Genomic DNA, 20,233 nt, shown 5'->3' on the forward strand with positions numbered 1-20,233 from the left:
GGTGCTGACCAGCGCTAACGAGAGTAATTTTTTGGCCGTAATACTCATATTGTATTACTGCCTACTTTCCAAGAACCACAATGCCTCGCGTCACGACCAAAGGCCAAGTCACGATCCCGAAAGAGATTCGCGAGTCGCTGGGAATCGAGCCGGGGGATGAGGTCGCGTTCGAACGGACCGAGTCCGGCTACGAGCTACGGAAAGAAGAACCGACGACAGCAGGAGGCGAAGACCCGTTTGAAAAACACCGTGGCAGCGCAGATAGTGACGAGACGATGCCCGAGCGGATGCGCAGGCTCCGGGGAGAGTATCCCCGTGACGTCGGCGACGAGGCTGACGAAAACGGGGATTCGGAGGCCGAGGCGTGACGACGGCGGTCGATACGAATGCGCTCCTTGCACTTCTGTACGAGGATGAGTACACGGACGCCAGCGAAGCGACACTCCGGCGTGCCTACCGGAAGGGTCGAGTTGTCATCACGCCGGTCGTCTACGCTGAACTCGCCGCAGACGGCCACTTCGACACGAGAGCGGACTTGGATCGGTTCCTCGAAGACTTCAGTATCCAACTTGCGGAGCCGTCGCGGGATGCTCTCTTCGAGGCCGGTGATATGTTCCAGCGATACACCGATCGTCGGCCAGATGGCCTTCAATGTCCTTCCTGTGGCACGAAGCAGACCGTCAGGTGCGAAGAGTGCGGGGAGGATCTCTCTCCACGACAACACATCGCAGCTGACTTCCTCATCGGCGGGCACGCAACTGTTGACGCCGATTCGCTCGTCAGTTTTGATGACGGATTCTACAGTACGTACTTCCCATCACTGATTGTCCACCCCGAATAGTTGCAGTCGAAACTGGGGGTGTATGCGGACGAAACCCCCGGAGTAGACGAGAATTTGGTCGGAGAATTGCCCTGAAAATAGCCGATCGCCGTTCACTGCTGCTCCATCTCATCGCTTCAGTTACGGATTATGGTCACAGGATGGTTCTATACCGGTGTTTCGACTGAATCACCTCTCCAGATGGAGGTACAAGCCCGATTTCGGCCGCAAGATGTGGTTTCTGTGGCGATGTACCGGTTGCGGGATGCGCTGGCACTTCGGCGAAGCGAGCTCCGAACGGACGGCCTGCAGACACTGACGATATCGAGGTGTTCGCTCGTTTGGGCGCCATCTGTGAGCGTCGCTGATTCGGCCGTACACTTGTTCTCGACTGTGAATTCGCCCGCGTACCGGAGGTTCTTCGCCGACTACTCGATGCAGAACCCTCGGGGGCATCGGATGGCTGGGTGTATTCATCTCCCCTATCACTTGAGTCGCCGGGAGAGCGCTTTCTACCGTCGAGACGCGGGCATTGCCTGTTCGGTCTTGATGCACGAGGTGCTTCCCGGATCGTCCTAATTGACGACCGAGACGCCTCTGTACCGGTGAATCCGGTTCCATTCCATATTCGATTTCTCTCTCTCGAACTGGCGCTTCCGCTCTATCCGCTTCAGTCGCGGCCGTAGCGCAGCGGACTCGCTCGTCGTCGATATCCCTGCCCCCGCACCGATAGCATCCAGATTCAGTAACCGTCAGTACACCCCTTGAAACACGATACTTTGCGGGAATCGAGTCATTCGTACCGCTGTCGAGTGTGCTATCACTGTCCGAATATACCACGTTCACCGAGAAGACCGGCTCTCTCTGGCGTGTACCCGATCTGCACCCATCTTCTCCGGGTGATCGCACTCTGCGAGAGCACGAACCATCCCCTGCTACGCCGGCTCCGAAAGCCTTCTGCGATCCACCCCCGTTTCAGCTGGAACGAGTCTGCTCCGTTGTCTTCTTCCGATGCAGTCCCTCCGGTCACGTGCCTCTACGCGAGAGTATCTGTCGGAGTTTCGCGAAGGCCGAATCGGGTTCGGCGGCGGGATTTCCCTGGCTGGAGTTTCCCTCAGACCGGGCGGTTTCGAGTTCGGCCGTGAGTCGTCGATTCCGCGCTTCGAGGCGTTCGACTTGCGCTTGTAGATCGGCGATAAGGTCGAGGTGGCGCTCCTGACGCGTGGTCAGTTCGTCCCGTTGCTCGAAGGGCGACCGCCTCCGCCGTGACCTCGTCCGGTTCGTTCAGTTTCGGTGCGTCGTCGTCGGTACCCGCGGCTGTCGTCTCGGACCGGGTCGGTTCGTAGAACTCGGTGGTCCCTGCCAACACGCGTTCGATCGTCTTCTCTCCGTACGTGCTCCCGTCGGCGAAGTGGCGCTCGTCCCACTTCTCGCGCAGCAACCCCGAATCGCGGAACAGGCGATCTATCTGCGTCCGGTCGCCCCCGGTCCAGAACGCGAGCAACGCACACAGGGCCATGTCCGCCTCCGAGTGGCTATCGTAGCCCATCGTCCGCCCTTGCCACAGTCGCTCGAACTTCTCGCCGTTCGCCGCGGCGTTGGCTCTGTCGACGACCTCGTCGTCCGATAACCCCGGTTCCTCGTCGTCTCCCCCTCGATCATCCGCGTCGGACGCATCGGCCGCCTCCGTCGGCGTGTCGTCCACCTCGGTACTCGCCTCGCCGTCGTCATCGTCGTCTTTCGACCCCAGCTCGTCGGCGACGAACTCCGTGTGGACGGCCCCGATGGCGGGGGTACGGCTCTCGACGGTTACTGGCGTCCCATCGAGATGGTCGCCGGTGACGGTGAAAAAGCGAGCGTCGTCGTACATCTCGACCCAGTCCTTCCGGTTGCGGTCGCCAGGGAGGCTACCGAGCGCGAGGATATGCACGCCGGTCCCAGACGGGCTCACCTCCGTGTAGGAGGCGAGGCGTTCGACGATATCCGTCGCATCGTCGGAAAGTGTCCCCGTCTCCGGGACGCGACACGTGTCGAGGTCGACGCCGACCAGCGGGTCCTCGTCAGTGAAGACGAATCCGAGACCCTCGGCGGCCCCATCGGTAGCGTATTCACGGGCAGTCTCGAACGATGCCCGAGAGTCGGGATTCGTTGCCGACCCGAACGAGCCCGTGTGCGGATTGATCGGCACCTTCGTCTCTTTGCCGCTTCGCTCTTGAACCCGCCAGCAGACCCACTGCTCGCGCTCCGTCAGCTCGTCGGGGAGACTGTCCGCCGTCGGCGCGTCCGTATCCATGTATCTCTGCGTCTACTCACCCGGCGACCGATATGACTATTCGATTCTGGTCTTGCGATCGGTTCGCCTCAGAAATCGTGGCCCTACAGGTAGTTCAAGGCGAGTACCTCGGAACTTGACCTCGGGGTGAGTCCACTCGCTTCCAATCGCTGTCGACGAACGTATCCGGGAGCTCGATACAGATTCGGGATCGACCGGCGGCCGGCTCATCGCTCAGTGAAGTCGAAGCAAGACATAAGTCATTATCACAGTAATCATTATTCAGAGTATGACCTTCTACGACCGGGGGGACGAACTTGCCGCACTCGAAACTGCGTTCGAATCCACGGGCCACGAGTTCTACGTGGTCTACGGGCGTCGCCGCGTCGGAAAGACGGAACTCCTCAAGGAGTTCTGCGCCGACCGGCCACACATCTACTTCCTCGCGGCTCAGGAGGCAGAAACTCGCCAGCGCGAGAAATTCGTCGAGACGATCGCTGAGTACTTCGATGACCGCATCCCCCGTATCGACGGGTGGGACGAGGCGTTCGACTACCTCGGCGAGAAGCTCGCGACCGAACAGTGCATCATTGTCATCGACGAATTCCCGTATCTCGTCGGGGAGAACGGCTCGCTCCCCTCGTATATCCAGTCGTTCGTCGACGAGCAACTCCGGGATACCGAATCGATGCTCGTCCTCTGTGGATCCAGTGTGAGTACGATAGAATCTGAAGTGCTCGGCCACGAGAGTCCGCTGTACGGCCGCCGAACGGGACAGATCGACCTTCAGCCGTTTTCTTTCCAGCAGGCCCACGATGTCATCGCATACGGAATCGAAGACGCGATCCGATCGTTTGCCGTCACTGGAGGGACTCCGATGTATCTCACCCGTTTCGACTACGACCAGCCGCTCGGTGAGAACATCCGGACACAGATTCTCTCCCCCACGGCCGTTCTCTACAACGAACCCGAATTTCTCCTCCGAACGGAACTCCGCAATCCCGCCCGGTATCTGAGCATCCTCGAAGCAGTCGCAACGGGACAGACGACTCCCAACGAGATCGCTGGCAGGACGGGAATCGACTCCGGGCCCCTGTCGAAGTATCTTCAGACGCTCCGCCGCCTTCGGCTCATCGAGCGCGATGTCCCTGTAACGGCATCCCCAAAGCAATCGAAGCGGTCGCGGTACCGGGTCGCCGACGAGTTCCTCCGCTTCTGGTTTCGCTTCGTCGAACCGAACCGCTCCGGTATCGAAGAAGCCCCGAACGTCGTCTACGACGGGACGATCGAACCGAACCTCCCGGACCACGTGGCAACGACGTTCGAAGACGTCTGTCAGGAAGTCGTGTGGGAGGCGATTCGGCAGAGAGCACTCGGCCCGTACTCCGAAGTCGGCCGATGGTGGTACGGAGAGGACGAGATCGACATCGTCGGACTCGCCCCGGACGACAACCGTATTCTGCTCGCGGAGTGCAAGTGGACGACTGATCCAGTCGGCCACTCACTGGTTTCGCAGTTACGCGAGAAAGCCGAGCGCGTCCGATGGGGACCGGACACGCGCGACGAGGAGTTCGCGCTGTTTTCGAAGAGCGGCTTCGTCGACGGACTCGCCGACGGTCTGGGCGACCGCTGGTCGCTGTTCGATCTCACTGCGATCGACGGCTGCCTTTCCTCTGGCTCGTAGCTGTGTTCATTTTTGGACCGGGCTTGAGATCTTCTTCGTTTGTTCGGAGGCATCGAATCCACTGGTGACCAGTCCTGAGATGCGTCATTCCTGGACAGCGAAACAGATGTCAAGAGACGGCTCCAGCGGTCGGAATGCAACGTTGTTGATTTTCCGTCTCGAACGCGAAACAGGCGTGTGCTCGTTCCGTTCGGTTCGAACCCTGCCAGCCCAACGGGTGTGGTCGGCGCTCCGGACGTGCCAGGGTATCGGCTTGCTCAGTGCGATTCCGACAAGCGCGTGCGATGAAGCCCGCGTACCTCCTTCTGAGCCTCCTGTGTCTCGCTGTGGTCGTCGTCGATCTGCTGTGGACGACGCTCTGGGTCGAGGGCGGAGCTGGCCCGGTCACGACTCGACTGATGAACCGGACGTGGCAGCTGTTTCGCAAGGTCGCAGGTGACAATCCCCGCGTGCTCTCTCTGGCCGGACCGGTGGTACTGGTCGTCAGTCTCACCGTGTGGATCGCGCTCCTCTGGTTCGGCTGGACGTTCCTCTTCGCCGGCGGCGAGAACACGCTGATCGATACCCGTGACCCGGCCCCCATCGCCTGGACGGAACGCTTCTACTTCGTCGGCTACTCGGTCTTCACGATGGGGAACGGGGATTTCACCCCGCGTGACGGGCTCTGGCAGGTCCTAACCGGTCTCACGACGGCGAGCGGGATGCTCTTCGTCACGCTGAGCGTGACGTACGTGCTCAACGTCCTCGGCGCGGTCACGCAGAAGCGGTCGCTCGCCAGCAGTATTCACGGCCTCGGTACGCGAAGTGCCGAGATCCTCGAACGAAGCTGGGACGGCGACTCGTTTCGAGGGCTGGACGTGCCGCTCGATTCGATAGCCACCCGACTCGACACCCTCACATCGAACCACAAGGCGTACCCGGCCCTCCACTACTTCTACGCGCCACAGACGGCACAGGCACCGGTGACGAACATCGCCATCTTCGACGAGGCGCTGACACTCCTCGAATTCGGGGTCGCCGAACGGGAGCGGCCGAGCGAGATCGCCGTCGGCCAGGCTCGGTCGAGCGTCCAGGGGTACCTGAACACGCTCGACACGGCGTTCGTCGAACCGGCTCGGCAGCCCCCACCAGCGCCGCCGATCGATTCCCTTCGAGAGCGCGAGATCCCCACCGTGTCCGACCAGCAGTTCGACGAGGCGCTCGCCTCGATAGCCGATCGCCGGCGGAAACTACTGGGGCTCGTCGAAGCCGACGAGCGGCGGTGGCCGCACTCGAACAGCCAGTGAGGATTCCCGAGCGGTCTATTACGGTGAACGGCCTCAGGGGCAAGCCCCGAGGCACTCGGCCTGCTCTGCTTGTAGACGCCGCCGAGTCGACCGAAGACGATCCCAACGTCCTCGACGAGGTGCCGATGGCCTACAAGTCGTCCGAGGCGCTCCTCCGAGAAGGAGAGGTTTGTCTCCAGGTCGCGGTAGTCGCCGTGGTAGACGAACAGCGGGACGCCGACGCCGTCGCAGGAGATGTCCTCGATGGCGGGGTCGCCCATCAGCGGGTCGATCTTCCCGTAGCGCACGAAGTCCCGGCGCAGGTAGTAGAGCACCCGCAGCAGCGTCGCCGGCGGCACGGCGGCGGCGTGCTCGTCGAAGACCCGCTGGACCTCCAGCTCGAAGATCTCGTCGCGCTCCTCCTCGGCGCCCACGTCCCGGTGCATCAGGTCCTGTCGGAGGATCCGCGTCAGGTCCTCGCGGACGTACTGCTCGAACTCGGTCAGCACCGGCGCCTCGGCGCGGTAGCGGCGCTCGTTCTCCGCGGGGTCGTAGACGATGGCCGTGTAGGAGTAGGGCCGGCGCGACCAGCGCCAGGAGACGACCTCGCAGTCGTCGAGATAGCCGAAATCGAACCACCGCCGACGCACCGACGCCGGGTCCGGCGCGTCGATCCCCAGCGCCGCCGGGTCGTAGTCGTCCTCGAAGTGCTCGACCACGTCGTCGACGATCGCCGCCTCGACCGCGTCCCGGGACATCGTCTCGGCCCTCGCGGTGGCGGTGGGATCGGCGTCGAGCGCCGGGTCGGCGTCCGCCCGGCCGAGCTCGTCGAGGACGAACGACTCGTCGCCCTCCGACGCGGTCGCCGGCCGGTGGTCCTCGCTCATTCCCCCGAAGGTTTCGCACCGAGTGTAAAAAAGACATGGCCAACATCCGGTCGATATCCCGCAGCGGACTGGATCCCGTTCCGCCTTCGGTCGTGTCCGGTGACAGATCGCCCGTCGCTCGCCGGATGTCACGGCGGTGCGACTGGACCGCGGTGGCGCTCTGTAGCTCTCGTGGGCGGTATGGAGGGGTCCGGACGCCTCCTAGTAACCCTCATTGACGCGACGCGCCAGCGCTGACACACGCCGGGAACCCGGTCTCACGGCCCCGGTTCGACCGACCCACACCATGTCAGACTCAGACTCCAGTCAGTCGTCGGACACCGACCGCGTCCATCGGGAGTACCCCCTCGACGTGCGCGTCGTCGAGTTCCGTCCCGCGGGCGCCGAGCAGCCCCAGTACCGCTTCGAGGCGCCCGAACACACCGACATCAGCTTCGCGGACCCGGAGACGGCGACGCTGTACGCCGACGTGTACTTCGACACGAACGGGTTTCAGGAGGCGGGCACCGGCCACCGCGGCGTCCCGCCGGAGGTTGTCCAGGCCGGCCGCGACACGATGGCGGCCTACTTCCTGACGATGGCCGGGACCGACACCAACTGGGTCGCCTCCTTCTACGGCAAGAAACCGTCGGAGATCGAGCGCTACGTCGGCGCCGTCCGCCGGCGCGCCGAGGAGATACGGACCGAAGCGGCCGAACGCGGCGTCGAACCGGCCGCCAACGCCGCCTGAGAGCGACACCGGTTTTCCCGCCGACCCACCCGTCGATAGCCGCAGCGATTCGGTTCCCGTCCGCTACGTAGCTCTCAGTACCGCTCTCGGTCGGTAAGACGCGAACGTATCACTCTTAGAAGACTTCATCTGGTGATCGGCTGACCGGACGGACGCATGGTCGATCTCAATCGGCGGACGCTGATGGCCTCCTCGGCGGCAGCGGCGCTCGGCGCGAGCGTCTCCGGCGTGGCGAGCGCGGAGGCCGCGGACGACGAACAGACAGCGGGGGCACCGACGGTGCGCGGCGACCTCAAGCGCTTCTCCTCGACGGCGCTGGGCGCGGAGGTCACGGGCCCGTACGTCTTCGACGACGGGGAACTCCTCTACAGCCTGCAGCACCCGAGCCGGGACAACCCCGGCGAGTACGGTCGCGCGGGCATCGGCTACTTCAGCGGCTTCCAGTTCGACTTTTCGGGGACGAACGACGACTTCGAGGAGCTGTCGACGCCCTCGACGGAGGACGAGCGCGGGCGCGTCCGTGGCGCCGACGGCGAGTACACGCTCCTCGCTCGGGAACAGGACCGGATCGACGGGGGGAGCGAACGGCTGGGAGTCGCTCAGACGCCGGACGGCTGGGACCTGACGACCGAGAACTTCGCGGGGACGCAGTACGGCGACGCCGGCTACAACCCCGACTGCAACCAGTTCGTCGCCACCGACGGCGCGCGCACCGAGGGGTATCTGTTCACCAACTGGGAGAACAGTCCGGGCAACGTCTCGCGCATCCCGCTACACAAAGACGACGGCGAGTGGCACGCCGACCTCGACGACGCGATCAACCTCGCCAACACCGAGCCGTTCCGCGAGATCGGCGGCACGCGCATCAACTGCTACGGCGACAAGAGCCCGTGGGACACGATGCTCTCCTCGGAGGAGAACTACGCTCACACGCGCGTCTCGCTGACGGCGACGGTCGGCGACATCGTCGAGGCCGACTCGGGACGGGGGCTCGTCGGCGCCTGCCAGTTCTGGAACCGCCCGAATCCCAGCGAGATCCAGGCGGCGATCGACGAATACTACGGCGAGGAGTCGTGGTCCGTTCAGGGGTACTGGGCGATGACCGGGGTCGAGCTGCTGGCGTACTACCTGGGCGCCGACCGCGTCGACCAGGCCGCGCCGCCGTACGCCGACGGCGCCGAGCAGGCCAACACGACCGAGCCGATCGGCGACAGCTACCCCAACCCCTACCGCTACGGCTACCACGTCGACATCCGCGAGCCGGCGGCCGAGACGCCCCAGCCCGTCAAGTACTACGTGATGGGGCGGGCCGCCTGGGAGGCGCCGGACGTCCAGACCGACGAGCGGACCGTCTACGAGTGCTCCGACGGCGACAGCAAGGGCGTCTACAAGTTCGTCGCCGAGGACCCGATCCCGAGCTACGACGACCCGATGGACGTCGAGGGGACGCTGTACGCGCCGAAGATCACCAACGGCGACGCGGTCGCCGGCGACTCCCCCGCGGAGACGGACCTGGAGATCGAGTGGTGGCCGCTCGGCAGCGCCACCAACGCCGCGGTCGAATCCTGGATCGCCGCCTACGACGACGTGACCCAGGTCGACTACCTCGCGACCCACTCCTCGTGGACCGAGGGCGAGGAGGTCACCGCCGAGATTCTGGAGGAGGCCGACCGCGAGGTCGTCGCGAACGGGAACCGGAACTACGTCACTAACGAGGAGATCGTCCGGTGGGCCGACCAGTGGAGCCCGAACGACCCCGACAGCGTCGACGACGACCTCCGCAAAGTCCCGTTCCTGGAGACGCGGGCGGCGGCCAAGGAGATCGGCGCCTCCATCGAGTTCAACAAGGCCGAGGGCGTCGACAGCGTCGCGGGCGCGACGAGCGGCGACTACGTCTACTTCGCCCTCTCGGAGTTCAACGACGACTTGGCCGACGACACGGGCGACCTCCGGCTTGACCGCGTCGACGGCGGCGTCGTCTACCGCGGGACCCTCGACTCGAACTACGATATCACGACGCTGGAACCGGTCATCGTGGGCCCGGACGCGACCGATCCCGCCGACGTGGCCGACGACGCGCTGATCAACGTCGACAACCTCTACGTCATGGAGGACGGCCGCGTCCTCTGCTGTGAGGACGCCGACCAGCTCGGCCGCTCCTACAGCAACGACTGCCTCTACGTCTTCGCGGACGAGGACACCGTCCGGCGGCTGGACTGACGAGCGCCGTCGACACCCGTCGCTTCGCCGGTCTCGTTTCGGGGCCGTCGCTGGCTCGTCGGTCGCCGCCCGCTCACTCGTGGCCGGGGACCGACGAGCCGTCAGTTCTCGGTGTCGTAGCGCACCTGGAGCAGCGAGTTGTGGCTCGACACGTCCGGGTCGTCGGCGGCGAGCCGCGAGTAGTCGGCCGTCGAATCACTGTCGGTTCCCTGTCTGTGGTAGAGGACGAACTGGACGCGGTCGTCGCGGTCAGCCCGAGTCTCCCAGGCGTGGCGGACGGCTCTCGTCACGTCCACCTGTCGGCCGCCCCAGCCGTCCTCGAAGGGGACGACCGAACGACCCGGCAGCAGCCTGAGCGACTTCGTCCGGTAGTCCGACGGCTCGATCGCGTCGCCGTAGTCGACGTGGACCGCGCTCAGATCGAACAGGTCGCCGTAGGGGTCGCCCTCCGGCGGCCGGAGGACGAGGGTCAGCGTCGCGTCCGTTATCGCCGACGGCGAGAGGTCCTCGGGGAGCGCGAGGTCGAACGTCAGCATCGCCTGGGTCGAGACGTTCTCGGCGTCGTCGCCCACCGGGAGCGTGTCGGTCTCGGTCGCGGGGACGACCGTCCCGTCGCTGGACAGCGCCCCGCTCAGCGCCTGGTTCGCGTCGAACTGTCGGGTCCGCTCGTTCGGGCGGAACTCGACGGTGAAGCGGTCGGTGAGCGTCTCGTCGCCGCGGGTAGCCCGCGATCGGATACCGACGATCTCGTGGCCATCGGAGCCCGGGCCCGTGTCGGAGACTGGGAACCCGTCGAACTCGAAGACCGCCCCGGGGTCGCTGGCCCCCATCCGCTGGTGGTTCCCGTCACCGTCCCGGTAGGCCCACTCGACGGACCAGTCGTCGATGTCGTCGACGCCCCGCGGGGTGGCGACGAACTCGACCGTCTCGTCGACGTCGACCGGCTGGTCGTTGCGCACGTCCGCGACCAGCGACGGCTCGTACAGGCTCATCAGGTAGTCGGGCTGGCGCCAGAACACGTCGAACGACCGCACGTTCGCGCCGCCGACCTGGTGCTGGCGGATGTCGACGCCCATGGTGCCGGTCCCCCACTCGTTGTGGAGGAACAGGTCGGTGCCCTCGTCGGTGACGAGGCGGCCGTCCTCCGCGGTCTCGGGGCCGGTCCGGTGGAAGTCCCCGACCACGAGGTCCGTCTCGTCGGTCCAGTCGAACCAGCCGCCCCGCTCGAAGCTTTCCACGCGAAGTTCAGCACTGTCGTCGTCCCAGGACAGCAGCGAGACCCGTTCGTCGGCGACGTGGGCGATCCCGCCCCGGTTGGGCCGCGAGTGGTGGGGGAGAAATTGCCCGCCGTACGACCGGTCCTCGGAGCCGAGCGTGAGTCGGTCCTGGGCGTTTTCGAGTCCCTTGAGGTCGGTCGTACGGTGCCAGACCGACTCGAACCCGTCGCCGTCCCACGAGAGCACGGCGGCTTCGTTGACGGCCGGCGAGGAGACCGTCTTGCGGACGTACAGCTCGTCGCGGCCGTCTCCGTCCAGGTCCGCGACCGCCAGGTCGTCGTCGGCGCCGAGCGTCCAGTCACCGACCGCCTCGGAATGGACCGCCGCCGTGTCAAGCGCGCCGGCGGTCTCGTCCCAGCCCACCAGCGCCAGGCCGTCGTCGCCGACGACGACGACCTCCTCGCCGTCGGAGCCGGTGAACCGGCCCGCGACGGCGGTGTCCCGCGGGGAGAACGAGTAGTCGCCGACCGTCCCGCCGTGGGTCGCTGCCACGTCGAAGTCCTCGTCCCACGAGAGGACGGCGGCTCCGTCGTCGCGGAGCGCGAGTATCTCGTCGCGGCCGTCGCCGTCGAGGTCGGCCGCGACCTCGTCGTCTCGGGCGGTCAGCGTCCAGTCACCGACCTCGTTCCCGACGACCGTGGGGGCCTCGAAGCGCTCGCCGGCCCAGCGGAAGATCCCCGCCCACCCGTCGCTCCGGACGTAGATCTCCTCGCGACCGTCACCGTCGAAATCGCCGACGAGCTCGCGGTCGCGGCTCCCGAGGTTCCAGCCGTCGATCCGCCCCTCCTGTCGGGCGCGGACGAACCACTTCGTCTCGTCGTGGACCAGCAGCGCCCCCGCGTTGTCGTCGCGGAAGAAGACCTCGTCGCGCGCCTCGGGGTCGTCGCTCGTGAACCGGCCGGCGACGCCGCGGTCCGCCGCTGTACACTCCCACAGCCGCTCGTGGTCGATCGGGTCCAGATCCAGCCAGAACGAGGCGCTGTCGTCCTCGACCGTGATATCAGAGATCGAGAGCGTCGACGACCGCCCGCCGTAGAAGTCGCTGCTCGGTTCCGTGTGCGGGGCGAAGAGGTGGCGTCCGGAGTCGCCCGTGAAGAGCGCGCCCTCCAGGTCGGAACCGCGGAGCGGGCCGCCCTCGTCGCTGTAGTCCGCGAACTCCGGGTCGAAGTACGGCGCCTCGCTCACGAACCAGTTCATGTCGGACGGGCTGGCGTCCCCGCCGGTCAGCGAGAGGATCCGCTCGTTGACGTGCGTGATCAACAGCCCCGACTCGGAGAGGGCGCGGTCCGGCCGCCACACCTCCTCGCCGGTCGGGCCGCGGAACTCGACGACGAAGTACTCGTGGGGGTTGTTCTCGGGGTCGGGGACGACTTTCACCGCGTCGCCCGAGGTCGTGTACGGCTCCAGCGAGAACTCGTTCGCGTAGCCGGCGGTGCTGGACCCCTCGACCACCTCGGTGAACTCCAGCCAGCCGATCCGTTCTTTGTGTACGCTCGACACCTCGGACATCTTCGCCGGGAGCGACCCGTCGCCGAGCAGGTCCCAGTACAGCGTCGCCCCCGTCGGTGAGTACAGGTCGCCGAACTCCAGGAAGTTGTGGGCGTACTCGTGGGCCAGCGGCGACCCCCACCACCGCCGGGCGTTGGCTTCCTCCTCCTGCAACCGTACATCGAAGCCGTCGGCGCTCACGCCGCGCTGGCGCGTGACGACCGCCTGGTTGCCCGCCCGCGTCTGGGCGTGACTGAGTACGGCCGGGTCCGACCCGTCGGACAGGCCCGACAGCGACACCGACGCCCACTCCAAGTCCGTCCGAACCGTCCCGACCGACAAGTCGGTTCCGTCGGGCAGCTCGTGGTCGCCGCTCTCGAGGACGACGTAGCCGACCGACTCGGTCACGTGCTGCTGGTTCTCGTAGTCCCACTCCTCTATCTGGAACTCGAACGACCACGAACCGACGTTTCTGAGCCGCGTGTGTGCGGGCTGGCTCCCCTCGTAGCTCGTCACCTGTGTCAGCACGACGGGGTCCGCGTAGCCCGCGTCGAGCGACACCGGGTGCCACTCGTCGCCGCCGCTCTGGTCAGTCCGAACGGTTCCGGCCTCGCCGATCCGCGCGCCGTCGCTGTCGGTTATCTCCCCGTCCTCGACGGTGAGGTAGCCGACGGTCTCCGGGACGTGGTCCGTTTCGGCGTTCATCGAGCGTTCCTCCTCAACGGCGACCTCGGCGTCGGCGTGCGACCGCGAGCGCATCCGGATCCCCGCCGTGTCGGACCCCTCGAACGTCTGGAGGGAGCCGACGACGACCGGCCGTTCCGCGTACGCTCCGTCGAACGTGACCGTCGACCAGTCGTCGGTGACGCCGTCGACCGTTCCGGCAGGACCGCTCCCGGTCGTCTCGGCCGCGACGTAGCCGATGCGTTCGGTCCTGTGGTCGCCGAGGTCGAACGTGACGTGGGTCTGGTCCCCGACGCGGTAGGTCGTCCCGCCGACGGCGTGATCGAAGCCGTTCCAGTAGGCGCTGGCCCTATCCGGGTAGTTCTGCACGAGCACGACCGACGGGATCCACCGCTTGCCGCCTTCGTTTCCGTCGACGTACAGGCCGCCTGCGGCCTCCCAGATCGCCTCCGCGTTCGCGTCCAGACATTCCTCGATCAGCTGCTTCCAGTTCCCGGAGCTCACGCCCGATATCGTCGGGATCAGCGGGTCGCCCCGATCGTCACGCGGCGTGTCGACGCCGAAGGCGAGCTCCCCGTACGAGAGCGTTCCCCAGTAGTCGGTCATGAACTCTGAGATGGTCGGCGAACTCGGATCGTCGCCCTCGTCGAGCCATGCCTTCGCGTCCGCCGTCGTCGTCGTCGAGTATCCGCCGGGTTCGTTCCCCTCCGGCAGGTTGAAAAACAGCGCGACCGAGTCCCAGTCGGCGGTGAGCGACCTGTCCTCGGCGTCGTTCGGAAGGGGTTGCGGAAGCGTCTCGAAGATTTTGCGGCGCTCGGCCACGTTCCCTGTCGGTCCCAGGACCGGGTCGGTGTCGCCCTCGCCTTCGATACACGGCGGTCTGTACGGAACACTGGCGTCGTCGATCCGGGCGCTCGTCTCGTCGCCGTCCGGATCCGCTGGATCGTCGGGCACGTCACTCACCCTCCCGGCGGTCGGGCGCTCGCACGCCCCCAGCCCGTTCCGTTTCCGACCCGGGAGCGAGTTCGCCGGACCGACGGGACTCCCCCACCGGTCCGCGTGTGCCGCATCGGCCGATGCCCGTCCGCCGAGTTCGATAGCCGTGATCCGATTCTTCGGTCTTGGATGTCGTCTCTCCTGTCATCGTCTTCTCCGTGAGCGTTCCCCCCCACGCTCCGTCACACTTCAAGTAAACTCGACTGGAAGAACGCCTGTCACCAATATCGGACACGTAATTGATAAATATTTTCACCGAACCAGCAAGCGCTGCGGATTCGGACGACTGAACCGTCCGAACCGCCGTCTTCGGCTCTCGAACCCGCCTCCGGTTCGACCCGCTGCCGGCCCGCGCCGCGCGCCCGAATCGTCGATGCGCCGCCCGAAGCGACGGCGCCGATACTACTTCGCCGACCCCGGTTTAGGCCGTCCGAAAAATGTCTGGATCTTGAAAAGTTATAAGTGGTTCAGACGCGAACTATCGCTTGCAATGAGCACCCAGAAGACGGTTCGACAGGAGGCTGGGACAGTCGGAGAGAACCCCGTTCGACTCGACGAGGAGAAGGCCGCACAGGTCATCGAGGCGCTGAACGCCGATCTGGCCGACGCGTACGTGCTGTACCATCAGCTCCACAAGCACCACTGGAACGTCGAGGGCGCGGAGTTCCGCGACATCCACGTGTGGCTGCAGGAGGCCTACGAGGACGTCGAGGCGGCCGCCGACGAACTCGCCGAGCGCCTGCAGGCCATCGGTGGCGTCCCGCACGCGAGCATGCCCGCGCTCTCGGCGGCGGCGACCGTCGAGCCGGAGGACGAGGACGTCTACGACATCCGGACCTCCTTCGAGAACGACCTGGAGATGTACGGCGACATCATCGAGAGCTACCGCGAGCACATCGAACTCGCCGAGGGGCTCGGCGACCACGCCACCGCCCAGATGCTCCGCGAACAGCTCGAAGACCTCGAGGAACACGCCCACGTCATCGACCACTACCTCGAGGACGACACCCTCGTCACCGAAGCCGCGATGAACTGACCACTCGCGTCGACCACACCACCCGAGCGGAGACGTTTTTTCCGGCCCCGTCCGGGAGCGTCGGCTCCGTCGTGTCCGTAGCCGGTCCGCGTCCGGGGCCGATCCCGTTTCGAGGGCGCTACTGCGTCACGTCGACCGCGATGTCGCTGGCGATCCACCCGTCGGTGTTCCCCGACTCGAGAAAGACGGACGTTCCGGGAGCGCCTTCACAGACGGATATCTCGGGTCGATCGCGCGGTTCCACGTCGGGCGTGGCAGCGACGTGCGACTGTGTGCCGGCGGCCATTACGAGCGTTTAGGTATGCCTAAAAGATAAAGGATGCGGTTCGGACGCGGCCGTCACGCCGGACCGTCACCGAGCCGGTCCGCGAGCCGGCGGCGAGCCAGCCGGAGACAGTCGGTGAACACCATCCAGACCTGTCGGACGACGATCTTCACGTCGAACCAGAAGGACTGGTTGCGGATGTACGTGAGGTCGTACTGGAGCTTCGCCCGGGAGTTCTCGCTGGACACCTCGTTGATCTGGGCCAGACCGGTCAGCCCGGGTTTGACGAACCACCGTTTCTTCCAGGTCTCCATCTCGTGCTGGAGGAACTCCTCCTCGGCGGTCCAGGCGGCCCGCGGGCCGACGACGCTCATCTGGCCGGTGAAGATCGCCCACAGCTGGGGGAGCTCGTCGAGGTGCGTCCGCCGGAGGAATCGGCCGACGCGAGTGACTCGATCGGCCTCCTCGCCGGGCGCCGCCGACTCGCCCTCCGGGCGCATGCTCCGGAACTTGTAGACGGGGAACGTGTCGCCGAACTGCGTGGTGCGCTCCTGTCGATAGAAGACGGGCCCGGGGCTGTCGACTTTGATGGCGACCGCGATGGGGACCGACACGACGAGCGTGACGGCCAGCCCGACGCTCGCGAACGCCAGGTCGAACAGTCGCTTCGTGATGCGGTTCTGCAGGTCCAGCGGCTCCATGTTGATCCCGATGAGCCGTTTGGTCCGCTCGGCGGAGATGGCGCCCTCCTCTTTGACGAGGACGCTCTCGTTGTGTTCGGTGAGGATCTCCACGTTCACGTCGTGTTCGTGGCAGGTCTCGAGGACGCCGAAAAACTCCGCGCGGTCGGTCTGGGGCAGGGCGGGGATCACCGTCTCGACGTTCGACCGCTGGAGGATGTCGTCCAGTCGGGAGAGCCCGCCCAGACACTCGTACTGGGTCAGTTTCTCCGGGATCCCGGCGTGGCCGCCGTCGGTGCCGACCCCGTCTTCGGCGGCGCGGTCGCGCGTGTCGGTCGGCGAGAACGCGTAGCCGACGACCGGTTCGGCCGCCGCCTGGACCGCGGCCTCGATCCGCTTGGGGTTGTTACCGACGACCAGCGTCCCGCCGCTCCGCTTGAGCTGCCAGTGTTGCAGCGCCGCGAACCACAGCGGCAGGGCGACCGACAGGATCGCGACGGTCGCGAGTAGCGCCGCCCGCGGGAGCCGCAGCGTGTAGTCGAAGTACCCGGCGGTGGCGAGCGCCGCCGTCACCACCAGCAGCGAGCGGACCGTCTCGGTCACCGTGTCGAGGATCCGCCGCGGCTGGGGCTTGCACAGCGACAGCGTGGCGAGCACCGTCACGACGCCCGTCAGCGCGAGCATCGTCGCGAGGTCGCCGCTGTGTCCGCCCACGTCGCTCGCGTGCCACAACAGCCCGTGGCGGTCGAAGGCGCCGCGGACCTCCGCGAGCCCGACGACGCCGAGCGTCAGCGCCGTGATCCCCACCAGCCCCGCGCCCGAGAGAACCCGATACACGTTTTTCGGATGCCGGACGGAGCCGCCGCTGCCCAGCGACAGGCGGGAACTCGAACCCGTGTTCGACTCGGCGTCCGCGGCCATCGGACTGGTTTAGGCAAACCTAAAATAAAAGAGTACAGGTTTCGTCCTCGGCGGCGGGCTGCCCGCGCGAGGGCGGTGGCCGTCGCCGGCGCGCGGCCTGGTTTTGGCGAGCCTAAGAACCGAAGCGCTTATTCCGATTTCGGTCCGGAGTGGACTCACAGGGGCTCGGGCCCCTCGGGACGGCGTTCGGCGGTCGGGGCCGGCCGCTCGTCGCGAGCGATAGTGGGAGCGGCGGCCCGGCGGTGTGCGGTCGCGCCACCGGTCCGAGCCGACCGCTCGATCCGATCTATGTCCACCGACCCACCGGCGGCCGACGCGCCGAACGTCCTGCAGGTCTGCACCTACTACTACCCCTTCACCGGCGGGATCCAGAAACTGGTGCGGACGCTGGTCACCGGGATCGACGACGCGAACTTCCGGATACTCACGTGCGCGACCGGCGGCCGCGGCGGCGTCGACGAGAGACACGGGACCGAGGTGGTCCGCGCCGGCTCGCCCGGCGCGGTCAAGTCGACGCCGATGAGCCCGACGTTCCCCTACCGGTTGCGCCAACAGCTCGCCTGGGCCGACCTGGTCCACTACCACCTCCCGTTCCCGCTCGGGCCGGTGAGCCACCTGATCAACCGCGTCGACACGCCGGCCGTCGCGACCTTCCACGACGACATCGTCGGCAAGGGCCCCGTCGTCTACCCCTATCGCCCGGTCCTCGACCGCTTCCTCGGCGACGTGTCCCGGGTGATCGTCACCTCGCCGAACATGCGCGACGAGTGCGCCCGGATCGCGAAGTGGCGCGGGAAAGCCGAAGTCGTCCCCATCGGGATCGAGGCCGAGGACGGCCCCGTCGAGCCGAAGTCGCTGGCGGGCCGGAAGCTGCTGTTCGTCGGCCGGCTCGTCGAGTTCAAGGGCGTCGAGTACCTCGTCTCGGCGATGGCCGAGCTCGACGCGACGCTGTCGGTCGTCGGGAAAGGCCCCGCTCGCGACACGCTCGAACGCCACGCCCGCGAGGAGGGGGTCGCCGACAGGGTGACCTTCGAGGGGTTCGTCTCCGAGGCCCGGCTCGACCGGCTCTACCGCGAGGCGGACCTGTTCGTGCTCCCCTCGGCCGGCGAGAACGAGTCGTTCGGCATCGTCCAGCTCGAAGCGATGCAGCGCGGGCTCCCGGTGATCAACACGTCGCTGCCTACCGGCGTCCCGTACGTCAGCGTCGACGGGGAGACCGGACTGACCGTCGAGCCGGGCGACCCGGCGGCGATCGCCGAGGCCGCGCGGACGCTGCTGGGTGACTCCGAGCGCTACCGGCGCTACTCGGCGAACGCCCAGCGGCGCGTCCGCGAGCGATTCACCAGACGACGGATGCTCGACGAGACCCGCGCCGTCTACCGCGACGCCCTCGCCGGCGAGTGACGGCGACGGGTTCGGCGACGAGTGACAGCGACGTGCTCGGCGACGAGTGACAGCGACGTGCTCGGCGACGAGTGACGGCGACGTGCTCGGACGCGCGGCCGGTGCCGTCGACGGGCGCTCGCCCCGCCGATCCGCAGCTATAAACTTCGCCGACGAAAACCCGCGGCCGATGGTCGCCCTCGCCGTCGTCGCGGTCGCCCTGGCGTTCGCGCTCGTCGCGCGGCGCCGCTCGCGGACCTACCGGGTGGCCGGCGGGCTCGCGCTCGCGGCCCACCTCGTCTTCGCGCTGGTCGTCCTCCCCTTGCTGCCCTACACCTGGGACATCGGCGTGTTCCACGAGGTCGCGACGGGACTCCTCGAAGGCGCCGAGGCCGCGCCCCTCTCGTCGCTGGACGCGTTCGGGACCGTCCAGGCGGTCGTCTACGCGAGCTTCGGCGCCGACCCGACGACCATGGCGGTCGTCAACGGCCTGTTCGCCGTCCTGACGCCGCTGCCGCTGTGTTACCTCGCCCGGCGACTGTACGACCCCCTCGAATCGACCGACGGCCTGCTGCTCGCGCTGCTGTTCCTGCCTTTCCCCTTCCTGTTCGCCAGCCTCCCGATGCGCGACGCCCTCTCGACGCTGCTGGCGGCGACGCTGCTGGCGGTCTGCGTGCGCGCGGTCGCCGACCGCCGCTACTGGTGGGCGCTCGCCGCACCGCCGCTGTGGGGGATGGTCTTCCTCCTGCGCGAGGAACTCGCCTTCCTGGTCCTGCTGGGCGCGGCCGGGTCGCTCCTCGTCGCGACGCTCCGGCGCGTCACCGACCGCCGGATCACGCTGGCGTCGCTGGCGCTGGTCGGCGCGCCGGTGGCCGTCGCCGGCTTCGCGCTGTTCACCCGGCTGTTCCCCGTCGACGCCCTCAACTCGCGGCTGCAGTACCGCATCATGGGCGGGGCCGCCTACCTCGGCTTCGAGCGCTACGGCTCGTGGCTGGACGTGGTCCTGGCGGTGCCGGTCCGCGCCGTCTACTTCCAGTTCGCGCCGTTCCCGCTCCACGTCGACTCGGCGTTCGACCTCCTCGCGGTGCTGTCCCTGCCGCTGCTGGTCGTCCTCGCGACGGCCGCGTATCTGACGCTCCGCCGTGTCGAGAGCGACCCCGTGGTGACGCTCCCCCTGCTGGTCGTCTACCTCGGGGGGATCGTCGGCTACGGGCTGATCGACTCGAACTTCGGGACCACGATCAGACACCGCTCGTTTTTCGTCTGCCTGCTGGCCGTCTTCGCGGCGCCGACGCTCGAATCGTGGTGGCGGTCACTCCGCACCGGGGTCGACGAACCGTGCCGTCAGCGCCGCCAGGCAGACGAACACCAGCGCGAAGCTGAGGAACTTGACGCCCGAGCCTAGGTTCGAGCGGAACACCGACCCGACGCTGACGACCACGAGCGCGGCGAGCGCCCCGAACAGGACGCGCTCGCCGTCCAGATGCGCGAACAGGACGCTCCCCTCGGCCCACCGGCCCAGCGTGCGCACCGCTCGGTAGGTCGCCGATTCGGAGAACGGCTCGACGTCGATCCGGGCCATCGTCGGTCGCGGATCGGAGCGAGACGCACATAACTGTTCGTGG

The 20,233-nt window shown here is 66.8% G+C and carries 14 protein-coding genes and 1 pseudogene; 9 read left to right on the plus strand and 6 right to left on the minus strand.

What is annotated here, in order from left to right; all coding sequences use genetic code 11:
- The first annotated feature begins 80 nt into the window (after positions 1-80).
- On the plus strand, positions 81-368 hold the full coding sequence (locus tag HZS55_RS06470) for an AbrB/MazE/SpoVT family DNA-binding domain-containing protein (protein WP_179910893.1): 288 nt from the start codon (positions 81-83) through the stop codon (positions 366-368).
- Positions 365-841: a type II toxin-antitoxin system VapC family toxin gene (locus HZS55_RS06475; RefSeq protein ID WP_179910894.1), complete on the plus strand. Its 477-nt coding sequence runs from the start codon at positions 365-367 to the stop codon at positions 839-841. The genes HZS55_RS06470 and HZS55_RS06475 overlap by 4 nt, the downstream gene beginning before the upstream one ends.
- A gap of 1,093 nt (positions 842-1,934) precedes the next feature.
- On the opposite strand, the gene HZS55_RS06480 is transcribed toward HZS55_RS06475, so the two are convergent.
- On the minus strand, positions 1,935-3,113 hold the full coding sequence (locus tag HZS55_RS06480) for a phage NrS-1 polymerase family protein (protein WP_179910895.1): 1,179 nt from the start codon (positions 3,111-3,113) through the stop codon (positions 1,935-1,937).
- Between the two features lie 268 nt (positions 3,114-3,381).
- Between HZS55_RS06480 and HZS55_RS06485 the strand changes: the two genes are divergently transcribed.
- Together HZS55_RS06485 and HZS55_RS22980 are read left to right on the plus strand one after the other, a co-directional pair.
- Complete coding sequence (locus HZS55_RS06485) at positions 3,382-4,776, plus strand: ATP-binding protein (RefSeq protein WP_179910896.1); 1,395 nt, start codon at positions 3,382-3,384, stop codon at positions 4,774-4,776.
- A gap of 398 nt (positions 4,777-5,174) precedes the next feature.
- Positions 5,175-5,510, plus strand: a pseudogene (locus tag HZS55_RS22980) (ion channel); the annotation flags it as partial.
- 200 nt (positions 5,511-5,710) lie between these two features.
- Here the strand turns inward: HZS55_RS22980 and HZS55_RS22585 are convergent.
- Complete coding sequence (locus HZS55_RS22585; RefSeq protein ID WP_246308369.1) at positions 5,711-6,928, minus strand: hypothetical protein; 1,218 nt, start codon at positions 6,926-6,928, stop codon at positions 5,711-5,713.
- 286 nt (positions 6,929-7,214) lie between these two features.
- Between HZS55_RS22585 and HZS55_RS06500 the strand changes: the two genes are divergently transcribed.
- Positions 7,215-7,658, plus strand: coding sequence for a hypothetical protein (locus HZS55_RS06500; RefSeq protein ID WP_179910899.1), 444 nt, complete (start codon positions 7,215-7,217; stop codon positions 7,656-7,658).
- Positions 7,659-7,814: 156 nt separating this feature from the next.
- Positions 7,815-9,878: an alkaline phosphatase PhoX gene (locus tag HZS55_RS06505; RefSeq protein ID WP_179910900.1), complete on the plus strand. Its 2,064-nt coding sequence runs from the start codon at positions 7,815-7,817 to the stop codon at positions 9,876-9,878.
- 101 nt (positions 9,879-9,979) lie between these two features.
- Here HZS55_RS06505 and HZS55_RS06510 read toward each other — a convergent pair whose 3' ends face one another.
- Positions 9,980-14,281, minus strand: a complete 4,302-nt coding sequence (locus tag HZS55_RS06510; RefSeq protein WP_179910901.1) for an FG-GAP repeat domain-containing protein — start codon at positions 14,279-14,281, stop codon at positions 9,980-9,982.
- Between the two features lie 532 nt (positions 14,282-14,813).
- Between HZS55_RS06510 and dpsA the strand changes: the two genes are divergently transcribed.
- Positions 14,814-15,359 (plus strand): DNA starvation/stationary phase protection protein DpsA, encoded by a 546-nt coding sequence (gene dpsA, locus HZS55_RS06515; protein ID WP_179910902.1) that lies wholly within the window; start codon positions 14,814-14,816, stop codon positions 15,357-15,359.
- Positions 15,360-15,477: 118 nt separating this feature from the next.
- Here dpsA and HZS55_RS06520 read toward each other — a convergent pair whose 3' ends face one another.
- Positions 15,478-15,645 (minus strand): hypothetical protein, encoded by a 168-nt coding sequence (locus tag HZS55_RS06520; protein ID WP_179910903.1) that lies wholly within the window; start codon positions 15,643-15,645, stop codon positions 15,478-15,480.
- Between the two features lie 53 nt (positions 15,646-15,698).
- The gene (locus tag HZS55_RS06525) at positions 15,699-17,225 is read right to left on the minus strand and encodes a sugar transferase (RefSeq protein WP_179910904.1); all 1,527 of its coding nucleotides are present in this window, start codon (positions 17,223-17,225) and stop codon (positions 15,699-15,701) included.
- A gap of 288 nt (positions 17,226-17,513) precedes the next feature.
- Between HZS55_RS06525 and HZS55_RS06530 the strand changes: the two genes are divergently transcribed.
- The gene (locus tag HZS55_RS06530) at positions 17,514-18,629 is read left to right on the plus strand and encodes a glycosyltransferase (protein ID WP_179910905.1); all 1,116 of its coding nucleotides are present in this window, start codon (positions 17,514-17,516) and stop codon (positions 18,627-18,629) included.
- Positions 18,630-18,798: 169 nt separating this feature from the next.
- Complete coding sequence (locus HZS55_RS06535; protein WP_179910906.1) at positions 18,799-20,013, plus strand: glycosyltransferase family 39 protein; 1,215 nt, start codon at positions 18,799-18,801, stop codon at positions 20,011-20,013.
- Here HZS55_RS06535 and HZS55_RS06540 read toward each other — a convergent pair.
- Positions 19,921-20,190, minus strand: coding sequence for a hypothetical protein (locus HZS55_RS06540; RefSeq protein ID WP_179910907.1), 270 nt, complete (start codon positions 20,188-20,190; stop codon positions 19,921-19,923). The genes HZS55_RS06535 and HZS55_RS06540 overlap by 93 nt on opposite strands.
- Between the last annotated feature and the right edge of the window lie 43 nt (positions 20,191-20,233).

This window comes from Halosimplex rubrum (assembly GCF_013415885.1).
GTDB lineage: Archaea > Halobacteriota > Halobacteria > Halobacteriales > Haloarculaceae > Halosimplex > Halosimplex rubrum.